Raw genomic sequence first — 15,754 nt, 5'->3', positions numbered from 1 at the left:
AATATTCGAACTATTGACATAGAGCAAACCCGTGTATGATTTGCTCATGCGCCCCTTCAAACACCTTCCTCTCAGCGAATTCGTTCTTGAGCGTCTGTTTTACGCCTTGAGCGACCCTGTACGCCTGGAGATTGTCCGGCGCCTCGCCGAGCTGGGAGAGGCCAGCTGCGGCGACCTGGACGGTGGCCGCGCGAAGTCCACCATGTCCCATCATTTTCGGGTGCTGCGAGATGCCGGCTTGGTTCAAACCCAGACCATCGGCACGACCCACATGAACTCGTTGCGTAGAGAAGACTTGAGTAACCGTTTTCCGGGCCTGCTGGAAACGATCCTGTCCCAGCACGACTAAACCTGTCGCTCAATGACGACTTTGCCAATGGCACGGCCTGACTCAAGGCGATCATGTGCCGCGCTGACACCCGCAGCAGTGAAGTCATGGCGCTCATCGATCAGTGGTTTAACCAGGCCGCGATCAACCAGGGCAGCCAGTCTTTGCAGGATCTCGCCATGGTGCTTGCGGCCTTCGTTATGAATGATCGAAATAGCCATGAACACCAAGTCGAGTCTCAATGCCTTAAAGTGCATTTCGGTCAGATCGTAGGTGTCGTAACCGATGATCGAGACAACATGGCCCTTAAGCTTCGCGGCTTTCAGTGAGTTTTGTAAGACCTCACCGCCCAAGGTATCGAAGACCGTATCGAATCCTTTTCCTTCGGTGATTCGCTGACTGTATTCCTGGGGCGTCTCGCTGTTATAAAAAATAATCTCATCGGCGCCCAGTTGACGGGCAATTTCCGCTTTTTCTGGCGTTGAAACCGTCGTCGAAACCCTGGCCCCCAGGACCTTGGCCAATTGAATGCCTATGTGCCCAACACCACCGGTGCCACCATGCACCAAGACGTTGTCATTGGGTTTGATCGAGGCTCGGTCGATCAGCGCCTCCCAGGCCGTAATTGCCACGAGCGGCAAGCTGGCTGCTTCGCCAAAAGAGAGCGACTTGGGTTTTAGAGCAAGCATCTCAGCATCGGCCTCCATCTGATCTGCCAGCGCACCGGGAATCCCCACGATGCCGCCGAAACAGCCATAGACTTCATCGCCTACGTTAAAGCGGGTCACACCAGCACCAACGGAGCTGACCACCCCTGAAACATCGATGTGAAGAATTGCCGGAAAAGTCAGACCGGCCGTACCTTCGCTGCCCCGACGAATTTTCGTGTCCACTGGATTCACGCTTGTCGCCCGCACGTCGATAATCACGTGACCTGGGCGGGCAACGGGGTTTTCCGTATTAATTTCTACAAAAAGGTCTGAGTTACCATGCTGATTTATCACAATGGCTTTCAAGGCTTAAACTCCGAGGAACAATAAGCCAACAAATTTATCATCAGTAATATGGGATAAATACGCTAGAATTATTGAATCTTTCGGTCCTTTTGGTTGGTAATAAATGCTGGATTCCATTGATGAATTGCGGTTGTTTATTGCTGTTTTCGAGGAGGGTTCCATCCGCGCAGCGTCCGAACGAATGGGGATGACTGCCGCAGGCGCAAGCAAGCGTCTTCTGGCCCTTGAAGACAGCGTTGGTCGGAGACTTTTTAACCGCACCACCCGCAAGCTAAGTCCCACTTCGGACGGTGAGAAGCTTTATCAACACGCACTAAGCATCCTGGAAAGCGTCGAAAAAGCGGAGCGAGGATTTTTCCAGAAGACCGAGATTACCGGTCATCTACGCATAACCGCTTCCGCGACATTTGCCCAAGGTTATTTATCGAGCGTCGTGAGCAGTTATCTCAAACGCTACCCTGGCGTTATCGTTGATTTACACCCGACAGATCAACTGGTTGATTTGGCCGCCCATGGTACCGACCTTGCGATTCGGCACGGAGTAATGGCCGATTCATCCCTGATCGCGCAGAGGATTTCTGCGTCCCGACGTCTGATTTGCGCCGCCCCCCAATATTGGGAAAAACAGGGTATGCCTACCTCTCCAAAAGACTTGACCACGCTGGACGGCCTCATCGTCGGAAAAGATTCCAGTTGGACCATGTCCCGAGGAGGCGTTAAAAAAACATGCAAAATTCGCAACCGTTTTTCATCCAGTCTGGGGGAAGTGGTTCGCCAGATGGCAATCGATGGGCATGGCGTAGCGCTGCTGATGGACTGGCATGTACGAGATGATCTTGATTCAGGCAAGCTGGTGGAGGCATTTTCCGATTGGGCCATTGAGCCACCGGTGGGAATCTATGCGGTATACCCCTCTAGAGAAAACATCGCTCCGACTGTTCTCAGTTTTGTTGCCCATCTCAAAGAGTGGGTCGCGGCCCACCCCGTTTAAAGGTCGCGAGCCATTCACCTGCGGGTGCATTTGAAAGTGTTCGTTGGAAGACATAGGGTTTAGAGTGAGGGAGTCTACATGCAAGCTACAGCGCCGCCACGGTGACACCACGCCGGATGCGGTCAGCAGACAGGGAGGCGTTACTTGAAGTGCACAACTGATATGCCCGCTAGCGTCATCACAAAACTCACCTACCTGGTCAAGCACGATGCGAAGCCCTATGTGCATACCGAGGCTCTGACCGGGGACAGTGAACCACACTACTTTGCCGAGCAGGAGGAGCGCGAGGTCGCGATTCACAACGGTCGTCCGTTGGCAGACAGCCTTTCTCTGGACAAGCAGGGCTTTGAACTCCATCGGCGGGATACGGTGGTCGACGACCTCTACGACGATGCCTTGGTGGAGGGCGTCTACTATGACGAGGTCAAGGCCTTGATCAAGGAGCTGACGGGCGCGAACCGGGTCGTCATCTTCGACCACACCAGGCGCAGCGACGCCGAGGGGCGGGATATTCGCGGCCCAGCCAACCATGTGCATAATGACTACACCGAGCGCTCGGGTCCTGAGCGTATTCGCGACGTGCTGGGCCAGGATCAGGCCGCCGCACTGGTGTCGGTGGCCCAGATTAACCTCTGGCGCCCAATGCGCGGGCCCGTCAAGCGCTCGCCGCTGGCCGTGCTGGACGCCTCAACACTCGACCCCAATGACCTGCTGGCCACCGACCTGGTCTATCCTGATCGTATCGGTGAGATCTACCCCTGGCCTACAATCCGCACCAGCGCTGGTACTATTTTCCGGACATGCGCCGTGGCGAAGTCTTGCTGATCAAGGGGTATGACTCGCGTCACGACGGCCGTGCCCGCTTCACGCCCCATACCGCCTTCCAGGACCCCCTCAAGCCGCGAGGAGCCCCGCCGCGCGAGAGTATCGAAGTTCGTACCCTGGCCTTCTTTGATTAGGTTGTGGCCACCTGGGGTCGGCCTCTCCCGTGCGGCGCTTGATCACTCCCCGTGCTTTACCAGGCGACCATCCGCTTCTCATTGGTAGGGAATAACGTGGTGCCGACGATGGCTGTCAGCTGTGCTGATGCGCCGGGCGTGGCGGCGGCCTTGTTGCCGATCTCGCGCAAGACGCGGTGACCGGATAGTAAGCGCGGGTCGTCGCTTTCCAGCACCATGCAGGCTCATGTTGACAGGACGAAGTCAGGTTGAGCGAACTGACAGAGCTCCTCAATGATCTCACCTGCAGGGCGTTGCCTGTGTTTCTAATTAATGATCACATGGCTAACGCCGATCTCCTGCAAGCTTTGCAGCAGCGAGATCAGCTGATATCGCCTAATTGATAGCCCAGGTGGATCGGTCGTGGTGGTGTCTGCGAGTTATCTGTTAGGTCGATGTATAGCGACCGGGTGAAGGGTTTGAACAGATCACCACATTCGGCACGAACCGCAGTGCGTCAGTCCTCGACAATCAGCTGCTGAGTCTTTGGTGCGTGCGGATAGCTGATCCACCCCTGACTGCAGCGTGCGATCCACTCCAGCGTCTGGCAGCTATGGCGGGTGACAAAGAAAGGAATTTCACCATGGTCGGCTTGGGAATCAGATCTCCCCCTCAAGTGTGCCGCCTGACCAGATCAAAGGCACGAAACTGCTGCGCTGAAGCCATTTTAGGCGCTTTTTTTACCCGATGGTTTTGGCAGCTGTTTCGCCACATTCAGACAAATGTACTTCTGCTTTCTGGAGGACAATTGCTGCCTCACCTTGGTTGAGGCTGAAGGTATCGCGTCGGGTGTGGCTGGAAGTTCATTTGCATGGATCAACATCCAATCCGGAGAACCTGACCCCATTGCAGAACTGCGCGGAGCTGCAATCAAAGATGCGGCTCGTGCAGCAATGGTGCTGCACTCCACAAATAGTCGAGATCGGTCTTCGGGAAGCTGAACGGTTGTTACGGTAGCCTTTACAAATATTGTCACTGACCGCTTTTGGCTGTCAGTGAAAAAAGAAGCACCCTCCTATAACGCGAAACTGAACCACTAATGCCGAACACCGGGCCTTTGAAGGCTTGGGTGTAAACCCGGCCATTAGCCGGTTGCAGAGAGATTGAAGGGCGATTGCAGGTAGGGTGATGATCCTTGTTCCAGATCATGCCGGTCTCGCGCAGCGGGATGGTAATAGCCTGGTACTACTATGCGTTGCGCGTTCGAAGTCCAGACCTGTCGTGAAGATTGCGTGATGGAGGGATTTTCCCGACTGGTTGTAAACGCTCCAAAAAGCGCTGGGCAAAATCCCGCCAAGGATCATAATGAGACGCTCTGATTCAATCGCTGTATCGCACTGATTAGCCAAAAAATACGGAAAAAGTCCAAGATGGTTCCGCGCTCCCTTAATGCAGGCATTAGCCTGTGGGGTGATGTGAAATGCTCAAGCGCATTATTGTCAGCATCATTGGTATAGGGGTTGCCGGAGCTGTATTGTTCGGAATTTACGCTTGGCATCCTGAAATCGGATCCATTACCCCCCCAACCAGGAACCAATTCCCTTCGGACATAGTCGAGCACGGCAAAATCATGGCCGCTGCCGGTTACTGCAGCACTTGCCACACTACCCCGGGTGGTCAGGAGTACGCGGGTAACTATCAGATGAACACCCAGTTCGGTGCCATCTACTCCAGCAACATCACTCCGGACCCTGATACGGGTATCGGTCGTTGGTCAGAAGAGGCGTTTATCCGCGCCATGCGTACCGGTGTCAGCCGCGATGGTCATCACTTGTTGCCGGCGTTCCCGTTCGAGCACTTCAATAAAATGACGGATGGCGATATCAAGGCGGTGTATGCCTTCCTCATGTCATCCGTGCCGGCGATCAATCAGCAGAAGAAGGAAAACGGTATCCCGTTTCCGATCAATCTTCGCTTTCTGCAAGCAGGCTGGAAACTGCTGTTCGCCAACACCGATCCGTTTGAAAAGCGCAGCGACAAGTCTGAGGAATGGAACCGTGGTGCCTATTTGGCCCAGGGGATCAGCCACTGCGGTGCCTGCCATACGCCGCGTAATGCGCTGGGAGGCGAAAAATACAGTCACATGTACGAAGGTGCATTGATTGACGGGTGGGTCGCGCCATCACTGACCCGCACCAGCACCTCGCCGCTGCCTTGGCGAGCGCAGGATTTCCATGAATACCTGCGTACTGGCAACTCACTATTCCATGGCAGTGCCGCTGGCCCGATGGCGCCTGTCGTGCATGAGGGTTTGTCTGCCTTGCCTGACGCGGATATCAAAGCGTTGAGTGTTTACTTTGGCGAGTTGGCGGGTGACAACAACAACGAACCAGCGGCCAGTCCCAAACTCCAGGCCGCTGTCCAGGCACAGCACAAGACCACAGAATTGCGGATCGATCATGGTGCCCGGCTGTATAACAGCAGTTGCTCTGCTTGCCACTACAGCAGTAGCCAGTTGGTGAAAGGTCGTCCGTTGCTGGCCCTGGGCAGCGCTACTCATCTTGACGATCCGAGCAATCTGATCAACGTCATACTCGATGGCTTCAGAAGTGATCAAGGGATTCGCGGTGTGGTCATGCCTCAGTTCCGCGAAGCGCTCAATGATGACGATATAACAGCCATTGCCAATTACCTGCGACAAACCGCGGATGAACAGCCATGGCCCGATCTGCAGCAAAAAGTCGCTGAGATTCGTCGTCAGCCCCGTTTTGAGCATTAATTCGCGGGAGAAGTGAGCTATGGCCAGGTTTATGTTGAACGGCAAGCCGACAGTTGCCGACGTGGACGCAGACATGCCTCTTCTGTGGGTTATCCGTGACGAGTTGAACATGACCGGTACCAAGTTCGGTTGCGGTATTGGTGCCTGCGGTGCTTGCACCGTACACGTTGGTGACCGAGCCACCCGTTCCTGTATCACGCCTGTCTCCGCGGTAGAGGGTGCCAGTGTTACCACCATCGAAGGCTTGTCCGAGCAGGGCAATCATCCATTACAGGTGGCCTGGCACAAATTGCAGGTACCGCAGTGTGGCTACTGCCAGTCTGGTCAGATCATGCAAGCCGCCGCGCTGCTGAGCGACTTTCCCGATCCAACCGATGCAGATATCGATGCTGTGATGAGTGGCAACGTCTGCCGCTGCATGACTTACGTGCGCATCCGCCAAGCGATTCATGAAGCGGCGGCAGTGATGACGCAGGAGGTCAAACATGGGCAGGCTGACTAGTGTGCGAGAGCCAGCAGGCATGACTCGCCGTGGCTTCCTGGTTGCCGTGACCCTTGCGGGACTCAGCTTCGGCTTTCCACGCGGCGTATTGGCGGCCATGGACCCTGCAACGTCCGATGACGCGGTACTGCCAAGTGAAGGTGCCATCTATGAACCGTCGGTGTGGTACTCCATCGACAATACCGGCAAGGTCAAGGTCAACATCATTCGGGCTGAAATGGGTCAGCACGTAGGTACTTCCATCGCCCGTATCCTGGCCGACGAATTGGAGGTGCCTTGGAAAGATGTGGAAATCGTCCATGTGGACAGCGCCAAGAAATGGGGCCTGATGGTGACCGGCGGCAGTTGGTCGGTATCCCAGAGCTGGCCGATTTACCGTCAGGCCGGTGCTGCCGGGCGCGTGGCATTGATTGAGGCAGCTGCCAAAAAATGGGCCGTTTCGGCCGATGCCTGTGTGGCCCTCGACGGTAAGGTGGTTTCCGGAAAACAGGAAATTTCCTATGGCGAACTGGTCGCCTTGGGCGTGACCCGTGAGTTCAGCGAAGCGGAGCTGAAAGCGCTGCCACTGAAGGCCGATGCCGACCTGAAGCTGGTAGGTAAACCGGTCTCTTCGCTGGACATTGCCAACAAAACAACGGGGGACGCGGTCTTCGGTATCGATGCCAAACGTGAGGGCATGGTGTATGCCAGCCCGTTACTGCCGCCGACCCGTTATGGCGCCAAAGTGACCCAGCTGGATGATACGGCTGCCAAAGCGGTGAAAGGCTATCGACAGACACTGGTGCTGAATGATCCAAGCGGTACGGTGCCTGGCTGGGTCATGGTGCTTGCCGACAGCTACTATGCGGCCCATAAAGCGGCCGGGTTGGTCAAGGTCAGTTGGGAGGTCGGCGAGGCTGCCAAGGTGTCTGAAGCGGATATCATCAATCACGGTCGAGAATTGCTCAAGGATGCCGCCAAAGGCGCCATTCTGGATACCGGTGACACCAACACTGCACCGGTCTTTGGCAAAGCGGCGTCCACATTTGAACAGGAGTACCTCACCCAGACCGTGCTGCATGCGCAAATGGAACCACTGAACGCATTGGCTTTTCGCAACGCTGACGATATCTGGGAGATCCATTCCGGCTGTCAATGGCAGTCCCTGACCACGGCGGTGCTGGCCGCCGCGCTGGGTGTGAAAGAAGACCAGGTAACTATTCGCGCCTACATGCTGGGAGGCGGCTTCGGTCGCCGTCTTAACGGTGACTACACCATTCCGGCGGCGCTGGCGTCGAAGGCGCTGGATGGCAAACCGGTAAAAATGGTCATGAGCCGTTCGCAGGATATGCAGTTCGATAGCCCGCGTTCCGCATCGGTGCAGCAGTTGAAGATGGCGTTCGATGCGCACAAGCGCGTGATTGCCATGGAACACCACGCGACGGCGGGCTGGCCGACGCAAGTGATGGTCCCGGTCTTTATGCCCAAAGGTATCAATGGTCAACCGTTCGACCCCTTCGCCATCGCCGGTGCCGATCACTGGTACACAGTGGGCGCACAGAAGGTGCGTGCGGTATCCAACGACCTGGCCAACGCTTCGTTCCGTCCTGGCTGGCTGCGCTCGGTAAGCGCCGGCTGGACCGGCTGGGCTGTGGAAAGCTTTATGGATGAAGCGGCACACCATGCCGGCAAGGATCCGCTGGCATTTCGCCTGGATTTATTGACTGCCGAAGGTCGCAATGCCGGCAGTGGTCCGATAGCCATTGGTGGTGCTTCCCGTCAGGCTGAAGTGTTGAAAAAGGCCGCTGCCATGATTGGCTGGGGGACGCCGCAGCCGACAGGTACAGGGTTGGGTATTGCCTCGACTTTTGGCCAGGAAAGGGAGATGCCCACCTGGGTTGCCTGTGCCGTGCAGGTGCATGTCGATAAAGTCACTGGCCTGGTCGATGTGCAGAAGCTCTATATCGTCGTGGATGCCGGTATTATCGTCGATCCCGATGGGGCCGAAGCCCAGTGTCAGGGCGCAGCATTGTGGGGGCTGTCGATGGCGTTGTTTGAAGGCAGCGAGTTGGTGAAAGGTAAATTCAAAGACTCCAACTTTGACACCTATACGCCACTGCGTATATTGCAGACGCCTCCAGAGGTCAAAATCGAATTTATATCCAGCAAGGCAGCGCCGTCCGGTTTGGGTGAGCCTGCCGTAACGCCGGTGGCCCCGGCCATTGCCAATGCTATTTACAACGCGGTAGGTGTACGTTTACGCAAATTGCCCATGACGCCGGACGATGTGAAGGCGGCGCTAAGCAAGGTGTAAACTAGTAAAGCCCGGTGATTTCATCGGGCTTTTTCATGACACAACTGCCATTTGAAGGGGAGGTGCGATGGCGATCGCGGTCATTTAATCAGGCGCCTTCTGTTCATATATCAAGACTAGAACCTCCGAAGGCAGATACCAGTTGTGAATGCCTCCGTTCAGCTTTAGCAGGTCAATCGGGCAAGCGCGTATCTATTTATTCCCCATCAACCTTTGAATCGCCACCCTGTTTGCCGAGAAGCCAGCACACGATGCCAAGCACAAGTGTAGCGAAACCCAGCACGGCAATAGTGATAGCTGGTGTAGTCATCGAATCCAGAATCACGAATTTGCGACTGAGCGCCAACATAGCGATCAGCAGAACAGTTCTCACCTGGACAATGCTGTCACGTCGTAGCGCTGGGCGAACTATCGAATGCTTGAATTCCAGCGCAATCAGGACGGTAAAGATCGAGCCAAAAATCGACTGGAACACTTCATGGTTGAGCGGATCGATTGTCCCTGATATCAACATGGGTAGCAGGCGCCGACAGAGCTGGAGCATCGCCATGAGGATCACACTGGCGATGATAAGGCTTAGGGCGAAAACGATTATTTGCTCGAACCTCTCATAAGCATTCATCAGCGCCCATTGCACCCGGAAACGTTTAAAAGAGGAGTCTGGTTCTGATAGCCCGCGCTTCGTCATGGATGAATCCTCCAGTTCATGGCCATGGAGCCCGCGCCATGGCCCTACGACGGGGGATAGTGACGGTTCTAGCCATTTCAAGAGGAACCAGTATCATCTATCCCGGAACCAGTTGCATCCAGAAGGTGAGCTAGGCCGGGAGGCAATTTCGTCAAGGTGGTCGAGCCGCTCGGGCGGGTCTTCGCAAACTCAATGTAGAGGCTGTCACACCCATTATCCAGACACTTGGTCAGGCTGAATTTCCACTCTATCGAGATAGCAAAGACACTTGGTATCAGGCTGAAAATATAGAAGTAGGCCAGCGCGAATTCATCGTCCAGGATCCCAAAGGTTATCTCGTAAAGTTGATAGAGCGGTTGGGCGAGAGACCTGCTTGCCAGATCTGAATTTACATCAAGCCGACCGTCCACTTGGGGCTCGCAGACCTTAGCTGGGGCTAAAATGTTCCGGAAGTAGTGCGACCACCCTCACTTGCCTGTCGTCCTTACATCTGTCTGCCGTTGCGCGCAGCGATCGCCACGGTGGTCGGCGAATCAGCAAGTGAAACGAATTGTCGTGTCTCGCCATCAAGGGCATCTATGCAACCAGCCTCAATATCGTAGACCCAGCCGTGCAGATTCATTCGCCCCTGCTCGAGCGCGAGTGCCACCGATGGGTGGGTACGCAGATTCGCCAGTTGCGCGATCACGTTTTCTCGCACGAGGCCGTCGAGCTTCGCGCGGGGCGTGTCGAATTCATGCGCCGCGTTGATCGCTTTCGCGGCGTCCGAGTGACGTAGCCAGTTAGCGACCGCCGGAAGATGGTCCAGACAAGTGCAGCGTGAAATCGCGCCCATCGCTCCGCAGTCTGAGTGACCGCAGATCACTATGTCCTGTACGCCGAGCACTGCGACTGCATATTCGACGGTGGCCGAGACGCCGCCGGGCTCGGGACCATACGACGGCACAATGTTGCCGGCGTTACGAATCACGAACAGTTCGCCCGGTTCGCGCTGTGTAAGGAGTTCGGGCACAACACGACTGTCCGAGCAGGTGACGAATAACGCCTTCGGATTTTGTGTCGTCGCGAGCTGCCTGAAAAGCTCGACGCGTTGCGGATAGACATCGCGCTGAAAGCGCAGAAAGCCGTCAATAATGTCACGCATGGAGTTCTCCAAACCCGAATGCTGGATGAGGCCACGAGCTCGTGCCGCCGTGGCCGTCATTATTGCAGACCTTGCGCGCAATTGGCTGCACTCGATCAACGGTGGACTCCGAGCCGGGGCCCGCGCGGAGAATGTCCGAAGCACCCTGGTAGCCGCCATTTATCTTTCGCTGGCCTGAAGGGTGAGTGAATTGCCCTGCTGTTTATAGACATCCTATGACCGCTTTTGGCCGATTACTGCCTGTCGCTACCGGCTAAAAACGACCCAAAGCGGCCCTTGCTGTCCGTTTGTTGTAGCCATATGTTATTGGCATTCATGGAGGATTCTGACTGATGGCACGTGTGGGATTGATACTGACACCCGGTTTTGCTGACTGGGAATATGCTTTCATTGCTGGAACTGCGTCCCCGTTTTACGGGATCGACGTCCGGTTTTTTGCTTCTGCTACGGGGCACTTCCGCTCGCAGGGTGGATTGGAAGTAACGGTCGATAGCCGTTTGCAACAATGTCTGGACTGGAAACCGGACGTGGTTGTCGTTGTTGGAGGGATGGTCTGGGAGCGTGCAGAAGCACCGGACATTCGAGACTTTCTTCATGCCAGTCGTTCAAGTGGAGCGACAATTGCGGGTATCTGCGGGGGAACGCTGGCACTTGCAAGGGCCGGTCTACTAGACACGGTTCCTCATACCTCGAACAGCGCTGACTTCTTACAACAGAATGCCTTAGGTTATGAAGGGCGCACGCTTTATCGAAGCAGTCCAGTAGCGGTGGTTGCAGACCGCATCATAACGGCTCCAGGCCCTGCACCCATTAGCTTCACCTGCGCCGTGTTCGAAAGTGCCGGGCTGTCTTCAGAGAGCATTTCTCAGTTCAGGTCAATGTTGGCAGCGGAACATGGGTGACTGCGGCGTCCCTGCGTTTCGGGCACATGTTCAGGAGATAATTTATGAGCGCTGGCGACGCACCTGTTGGGCAAGTGGTACGAGGCTATGTAACTTTTATAGGGGGTGAGGGATCGTGGGTCGGCGCGCAGTTCATGAGCTTCAGCTATAGCGCCAATGGGAAGCGGTTTCACAAGTCTCTCAACGAAACCATAGACGCTTGGTCAACTTCAACGCTTCGTAAAGCCTCATACGGGCTGAAGGTAGGCGACCCGGTGTTGGTTTGGTGCTCTCTCAGCGACCCAGAAGTGTGTTGCATCGGCGAAAAACCAGCCGAAAAACCAGCAATGTTGCGTTTGATTGAGGCGCTGGGACCGATAGGGTATTTATGAAATTGATCCGCACTGTCCAAGCTGACGTCCGACTTTGTATATGCCTTGAGGCATTTGCTCTGTAGGCGTCCACGCCGCGCACACCCATCAAGGGTTTTTCCGTCGACCCAGAGAGCGATACCGAATCGCTGGTGAATTGGTCGAAGAGGAACAGGTACACGGTTTCGGAAAAGACCTCGTCAGCCAGACTTGGGCTCGGGATCTGTAGTGGCGTTGACGGCACACAGTGCGGGGTTGCCCACCGTCCGCAATACGGCCATTGCGGACGGTCAGACTTCACTCGGCAAGCGCTGAACAAACAGCTGATTCGTACCTCGTCGAGGTCTTCAGCCGGATGTCGACACGCGTGGGCGTCGGACTGTTCCGTGGCTATGACTAGCGACGGTAGTAACGGTGATCGTCCTCGTAGCGGTGCCGCATCGCCCGGTCGTTGTCGCGATCCCAATATCGATGGCGTTCAGCTTCTCGACGCGCTTGCTCTCTGCGCCAATTCTCTCTGCGCCACTCGTCTCGGCGCCAATTGTCTCTACGGTCGTGCCAACGGTCGTCACGCCAGTATCGGTCGTCATGGGCAAGCAACGGCCCTGGTTGCTTGTCGGCCTTGCTGGCCAAGTTCGGCCATGGGTTGCTGGCAGTCTGGACAGGAGCCTGAACAGCTGTGACTTCAGTTGCGAAAACAGGGGTTGAGGTTTTCATCTGTGTTGCAGATGCCGAGTCCACTGCCGCGAGCGCGAACAGGCCGAAGAGCGCCATCCGTGAGACATGAAGTTTCATGAGCGAAGTCAACCTCTGATCGACAATGGGACGTATGGCCAAGCTGCTGTGGTCAGCCTGCGGGGGCGTGCTGACCGAGCAGATTTGCCTATCTCCATAGACCGGCAATTAGAGAAAAGTTCTAGGGAGCTGTTGTTTTAATAACGACGCTCTCACTCTTCGATCCTTTTTCAAGTGTGCATTCTCGATGCGAGCTTCTGGCCGTTTTCTGTCCTGCGTGAAGTGCCGCGATAGTTCGTGCTTAGAGGTCGGGCTGGTCAACAATGACTCGGATTGCGACGGCCGTTGCAGCAGGAACTTCAGGGTATAAGCCAGGTCCATAGCGGCCCTGTATCGCAAATGCCGAGCAGCGCTGTGGCCTGTTTTACGGCCGTGCCGTCCGAGTTCAGTCGAGTCCGCCCCCGATGCCAACCAAGAACTATTTTCCGGGCCTCATTCTGGTGTTGTGCGCCGCTGCGTCGTTTTGTTCTGTCGCCGCCGAGCGAAGAGCGCCCGCGCAAAGCAACAGCGCGTCAACCACCTTGATTGAAACAGCCTCGCGGCAGTATGAAAATGGCCAACTGGACCAGGCCGCCGCCACGCTGGAGCGTGCCCTGCATATCCAGCCCAACAATCCCGCGACGCTGCATTACCTCGGGGTGTTGCGTCTTCAGCAGGGGCAGTACCAGCAGGCTGAAACCTTGGCGGCGCGCTCGAACATTCGGGTCGGTCGCAACGTCGAGTTGCGCAACCGCAACTTCCAGTTGATTCAGGCGGCGCAGCAGGCCCAATCTTCAAGCACCGCACCCAATGCCAAACCGGATCTGGTCGCCGGACAGAAGAGGGTGGAAGACGAGACCCTAAGGCGCCGCGCAGCCGAAATGGCACTTGTTGAGCAATCCACTGCGGACACCGGGCGCGACGCTAGCCGCTTCGCTAGCGCAGAGGTCGCTCAGGTATCGGATGCGCCGGTGGTGGGCAGTGTCGAGCCAGAGCGTGCGTACGCTGGGTTTGAGATTCCCCGCGGCCATCGGCCGCCTCCGGGCAAATGCCGAATTTGGTTTCCGGATCGTCCGCCGGCGCATCAGCCTGCTCCCGGCAAATGCAAGAAGCTGCGACATCGGGTTCCCTCAGGGGCCTACCTGGTACGTGGTTGAGTGTCTGAGTGTCCCGGAAAATACGTCAGAGACTGTGTGGATGTTATCGAGGTTTCTACCGTTTGTAGGGCGTGTGCCTACGCCCCATAAACATCGCTTGAGTTTGCGTGTTTAAACGCTCTCAAGGTTACGTCCTGAAAGCTACAAGACCTTGCGCCGTTGCCTACGGGTACGCCAGAATCCGCCGGCTTGTGCGCTTTAGAGCCCGTCGGTAACTTGAGTCCTGTCACTGCCCATCAGTGATCGGGTTTAGTAGCCCGTGGATAACCTAAGTCGTACGATGCGTCTATCAGTCAGGCTTTTCACCTGCATTTTGATGGTAGCTGTACGTAGGGCGCCTTCGGGCGCGCCGGCTTCTTAGGTTCCCCGGTCTACTAACCTGCGTACAGCTGCCACCCTTCTTTTAGTAGAGAAGTGGTTCCAGCCTCATGTAAGGAACCTGAACTATGAAAAAGCCCACACCCAACCCGCCGGAAACCGACCCGGTTTCCCCTTACAAACCCGATTCCAAAAAACTCAACGAGGCCGCCGAACGTGCCCTCGATTTTCACTTCTCAATCGCCGACATCAAAGCCACGCCGCGCACACCCCGAAAGGGTTTTTCCGTCGACCCAGAGCGCGATACCGAATCCCTGGTGGTTTATCTGGTCGAGACACTGGCCGCGGTCGATGTGATGGTCCATCAGTTGGTGGATCGTCTGGACAGTGAGTCGCGTTATGCGCTGCTGGGCATTTCCAACAGCGTCATGCTGGCGGAGATCACGGCCAATCGAGTGCTGGATCAGATTGATCCGCAGGAGTAGCCGCTCGCACATTCCACCGAAAAGCAGGTGACGGGCATCGATTACGGAATGACCTGAGCTTCTGATCGCTCCTACCAGCGTGTGGGAACGATCAATGGGGTTGACCGAGGAACGCGTGCGGGTGTTCGATGCCTCTCGGGACGGTATCTGCCGTCCCATCTGCCCCAACGCCACGTCTAACAAAAGGGACTATCAATGCATCAAGTTGCGCAAGGTTACCGTGGCGTTTGGAAGCGGCGTTTGATCCAGCATCGCTCAGGGCATTCGGACAGTGAAACGGCCGTGTATTGGTTACAGACGCCGCGACTGTTTGCCGACCTACGCATCCCCGCCAAACCGATGCCAGGCCTGGCGCTTGAAGCACTCAGCCACGCTCAACAGCTGGCGTTGTGTGAACAGAAAGGTTTCGCCGGGGTGACCCAGATTGACGCCTACATTTGCCAATGGCATCGCAAACTGGACTATCAGCCGGTCAGTGGCGATGAAGACATGGGTCGCATGCACTTTGAAACCAGCGAGTGCCTGATCGAAACCGCGCTGGACGACAGCTACTACGAAATATGGGACCGCTTGCCCGATTCCCTCGGCGCTTGTCGTGGCCAATGGTTGCAAGCGATAGATGATCCAGCGCGGCAGGGCTGTCTGCTATTGGCCGGGGACTATTTTCTGTTCGCCGCCAGCCGTCCTGCACCGCTGAACCCAGGCACTCATTTACGCGAAACTTTCAGCCAACTCGACAGCTCGATAAACCCTGTTTCCTTGTTGGCTTGCGAACTGTCTTTTGGCCGGCATCACGCCGGACAAACCCCATGGAAAATCGAGTGCTCGACGCTCCCCGCCAACGCGGGCCAATGCTTGCTGCCCGCATCGGTGGACCCGTTTGCCGCGGATATTTTTGCCAATGAAGCCGTCATGGCTTCACTCGGCACATTTACTCCAGCTGGCGGTTGGCGCTGTGCGCCTGATCCGTGAAATACCGAAGCTAATACGCGATCCCTAATGAAATGGCTACCCCCGCCGCCCCCTGTGATCGCCCACTAAGCTTTCACCGGGGGCTCATCGGAGATTGTTGCCATGAACAAAGTAGCT

17 protein-coding genes and 4 pseudogenes are annotated in these 15,754 nt (G+C 56.1%); 15 read left to right on the top strand and 6 right to left on the bottom strand.

The annotated features are described in order from the left end of the window. Window positions 1–46: 46 nt before the first annotated feature. Window positions 47–349, top strand: coding sequence for a helix-turn-helix transcriptional regulator (locus tag ACIPL2_RS09290; protein ID WP_064680709.1), 303 nt, complete (start codon window positions 47–49; stop codon window positions 347–349). Here the strand turns inward: ACIPL2_RS09290 and ACIPL2_RS09285 are convergent. Beyond that, window positions 346–1,344 (bottom strand): zinc-dependent alcohol dehydrogenase family protein, encoded by a 999-nt coding sequence (locus tag ACIPL2_RS09285; protein WP_401355264.1) that lies wholly within the window; start codon window positions 1,342–1,344, stop codon window positions 346–348. The genes ACIPL2_RS09290 and ACIPL2_RS09285 overlap by 4 nt on opposite strands. Window positions 1,345–1,447: 103 nt before the next feature. On the opposite strand from ACIPL2_RS09285, the gene ACIPL2_RS09280 reads away from it, so the two are divergent. The 3 genes from ACIPL2_RS09280 (at window position 1,448) to ACIPL2_RS09270 (ending at window position 3,294) form a co-directional block, all read left to right on the top strand. After that, window positions 1,448–2,335: a LysR family transcriptional regulator gene (locus ACIPL2_RS09280; protein ID WP_401355262.1), complete on the top strand. Its 888-nt coding sequence runs from the start codon at window positions 1,448–1,450 to the stop codon at window positions 2,333–2,335. Between the two features lie 144 nt (window positions 2,336–2,479). Next, complete coding sequence (locus ACIPL2_RS09275; protein ID WP_401355261.1) at window positions 2,480–3,160, top strand: CmcJ/NvfI family oxidoreductase; 681 nt, start codon at window positions 2,480–2,482, stop codon at window positions 3,158–3,160. Further along, the gene (locus ACIPL2_RS09270) at window positions 3,136–3,294 is read left to right on the top strand and encodes a hypothetical protein (RefSeq protein ID WP_401355259.1); all 159 of its coding nucleotides are present in this window, start codon (window positions 3,136–3,138) and stop codon (window positions 3,292–3,294) included. The genes ACIPL2_RS09275 and ACIPL2_RS09270 overlap by 25 nt, the downstream gene beginning before the upstream one ends. A gap of 56 nt (window positions 3,295–3,350) precedes the next feature. On the opposite strand, the gene ACIPL2_RS09265 is transcribed toward ACIPL2_RS09270, so the two are convergent. Continuing rightward, entirely contained in the window at window positions 3,351–3,512 is a 162-nt protein-coding gene (locus ACIPL2_RS09265) for a hypothetical protein (RefSeq protein ID WP_401355257.1), read from the bottom strand. A gap of 6 nt (window positions 3,513–3,518) precedes the next feature. After that, window positions 3,519–3,995: pseudogene (locus tag ACIPL2_RS09260) on the bottom strand (LLM class flavin-dependent oxidoreductase); the annotation flags it as partial. Window positions 3,996–4,088: 93 nt separating this feature from the next. On the opposite strand from ACIPL2_RS09260, the pseudogene ACIPL2_RS09255 reads away from it, so the two are divergent. The 4 genes and pseudogenes from ACIPL2_RS09255 to ACIPL2_RS09240 all read left to right on the top strand — a co-directional run. After that, window positions 4,089–4,220: pseudogene (locus ACIPL2_RS09255) on the top strand (FAD-binding oxidoreductase); the annotation flags it as partial. A gap of 533 nt (window positions 4,221–4,753) precedes the next feature. Next, complete coding sequence (locus ACIPL2_RS09250) at window positions 4,754–6,052, top strand: c-type cytochrome (protein WP_401355255.1); 1,299 nt, start codon at window positions 4,754–4,756, stop codon at window positions 6,050–6,052. A gap of 19 nt (window positions 6,053–6,071) precedes the next feature. Beyond that, window positions 6,072–6,554: a (2Fe-2S)-binding protein gene (locus ACIPL2_RS09245; protein ID WP_177010339.1), complete on the top strand. Its 483-nt coding sequence runs from the start codon at window positions 6,072–6,074 to the stop codon at window positions 6,552–6,554. Continuing rightward, window positions 6,538–8,847, top strand: a complete 2,310-nt coding sequence (locus ACIPL2_RS09240; protein ID WP_401355253.1) for a molybdopterin cofactor-binding domain-containing protein — start codon at window positions 6,538–6,540, stop codon at window positions 8,845–8,847. Before ACIPL2_RS09245 ends, ACIPL2_RS09240 begins: the two co-directional genes overlap by 17 nt. A gap of 196 nt (window positions 8,848–9,043) precedes the next feature. On the opposite strand, the gene ACIPL2_RS09235 is transcribed toward ACIPL2_RS09240, so the two are convergent. After that, the gene (locus tag ACIPL2_RS09235) at window positions 9,044–9,535 is read right to left on the bottom strand and encodes a phosphate-starvation-inducible PsiE family protein (RefSeq protein WP_401355250.1); all 492 of its coding nucleotides are present in this window, start codon (window positions 9,533–9,535) and stop codon (window positions 9,044–9,046) included. A gap of 185 nt (window positions 9,536–9,720) precedes the next feature. Between ACIPL2_RS09235 and ACIPL2_RS09230 the strand changes: the two are divergent. Beyond that, window positions 9,721–9,921 (top strand): annotated as a pseudogene (locus tag ACIPL2_RS09230) (VOC family protein); the annotation flags it as partial. 98 nt (window positions 9,922–10,019) lie between these two features. Here the strand turns inward: ACIPL2_RS09230 and ACIPL2_RS09225 are convergent. Further along, a complete protein-coding gene (locus ACIPL2_RS09225) occupies window positions 10,020–10,679 on the bottom strand; it encodes a carbonic anhydrase (protein ID WP_401355247.1) in 660 nt (219 codons plus the stop codon). A gap of 332 nt (window positions 10,680–11,011) precedes the next feature. Here ACIPL2_RS09225 and ACIPL2_RS09220 point away from each other — a divergent pair, with 332 nt between their 5' ends. The 3 genes and pseudogenes from ACIPL2_RS09220 to ACIPL2_RS09210 form a co-directional block, all read left to right on the top strand. After that, window positions 11,012–11,581: a DJ-1/PfpI family protein gene (locus ACIPL2_RS09220; protein WP_401355244.1), complete on the top strand. Its 570-nt coding sequence runs from the start codon at window positions 11,012–11,014 to the stop codon at window positions 11,579–11,581. Between the two features lie 44 nt (window positions 11,582–11,625). Further along, window positions 11,626–11,952, top strand: a complete 327-nt coding sequence (locus ACIPL2_RS09215; RefSeq protein ID WP_401355242.1) for a hypothetical protein — start codon at window positions 11,626–11,628, stop codon at window positions 11,950–11,952. Window positions 11,953–12,061: 109 nt separating this feature from the next. Next, window positions 12,062–12,160: pseudogene (locus ACIPL2_RS09210) on the top strand (MarR family transcriptional regulator); the annotation flags it as partial. Between the two features lie 167 nt (window positions 12,161–12,327). Here ACIPL2_RS09210 and ACIPL2_RS09205 read toward each other — a convergent pair. Then, entirely contained in the window at window positions 12,328–12,726 is a 399-nt protein-coding gene (locus ACIPL2_RS09205; RefSeq protein WP_401355241.1) for a hypothetical protein, read from the bottom strand. 404 nt (window positions 12,727–13,130) lie between these two features. Here ACIPL2_RS09205 and ACIPL2_RS09200 point away from each other — a divergent pair, with 404 nt between their 5' ends. The 3 genes from ACIPL2_RS09200 (at window position 13,131) to ACIPL2_RS09190 (ending at window position 15,637) form a co-directional block, all read left to right on the top strand. Next, the gene (locus ACIPL2_RS09200) at window positions 13,131–13,862 is read left to right on the top strand and encodes a tetratricopeptide repeat protein (protein ID WP_401355238.1); all 732 of its coding nucleotides are present in this window, start codon (window positions 13,131–13,133) and stop codon (window positions 13,860–13,862) included. Between the two features lie 446 nt (window positions 13,863–14,308). Beyond that, entirely contained in the window at window positions 14,309–14,665 is a 357-nt protein-coding gene (locus tag ACIPL2_RS09195; RefSeq protein ID WP_401355236.1) for a DUF6124 family protein, read from the top strand. Window positions 14,666–14,860: 195 nt separating this feature from the next. After that, window positions 14,861–15,637 carry a hypothetical protein gene (locus ACIPL2_RS09190; protein WP_401355233.1) on the top strand — a complete coding sequence of 259 codons (777 nt, stop codon included), beginning with the start codon at window positions 14,861–14,863 and terminating at the stop codon, window positions 15,635–15,637. The last annotated feature ends 117 nt before the right edge of the window (window positions 15,638–15,754 follow it).

The sequence above is a fragment of the Pseudomonas sp. NPDC086251 genome, assembly GCF_044746405.1.
Classification (GTDB): Bacteria; Pseudomonadota; Gammaproteobacteria; order Pseudomonadales; family Pseudomonadaceae; genus Aquipseudomonas.
Note: the sequence above shows the minus strand (reverse complement) of the source record. Positions and strands in the feature narration are given on the sequence as shown.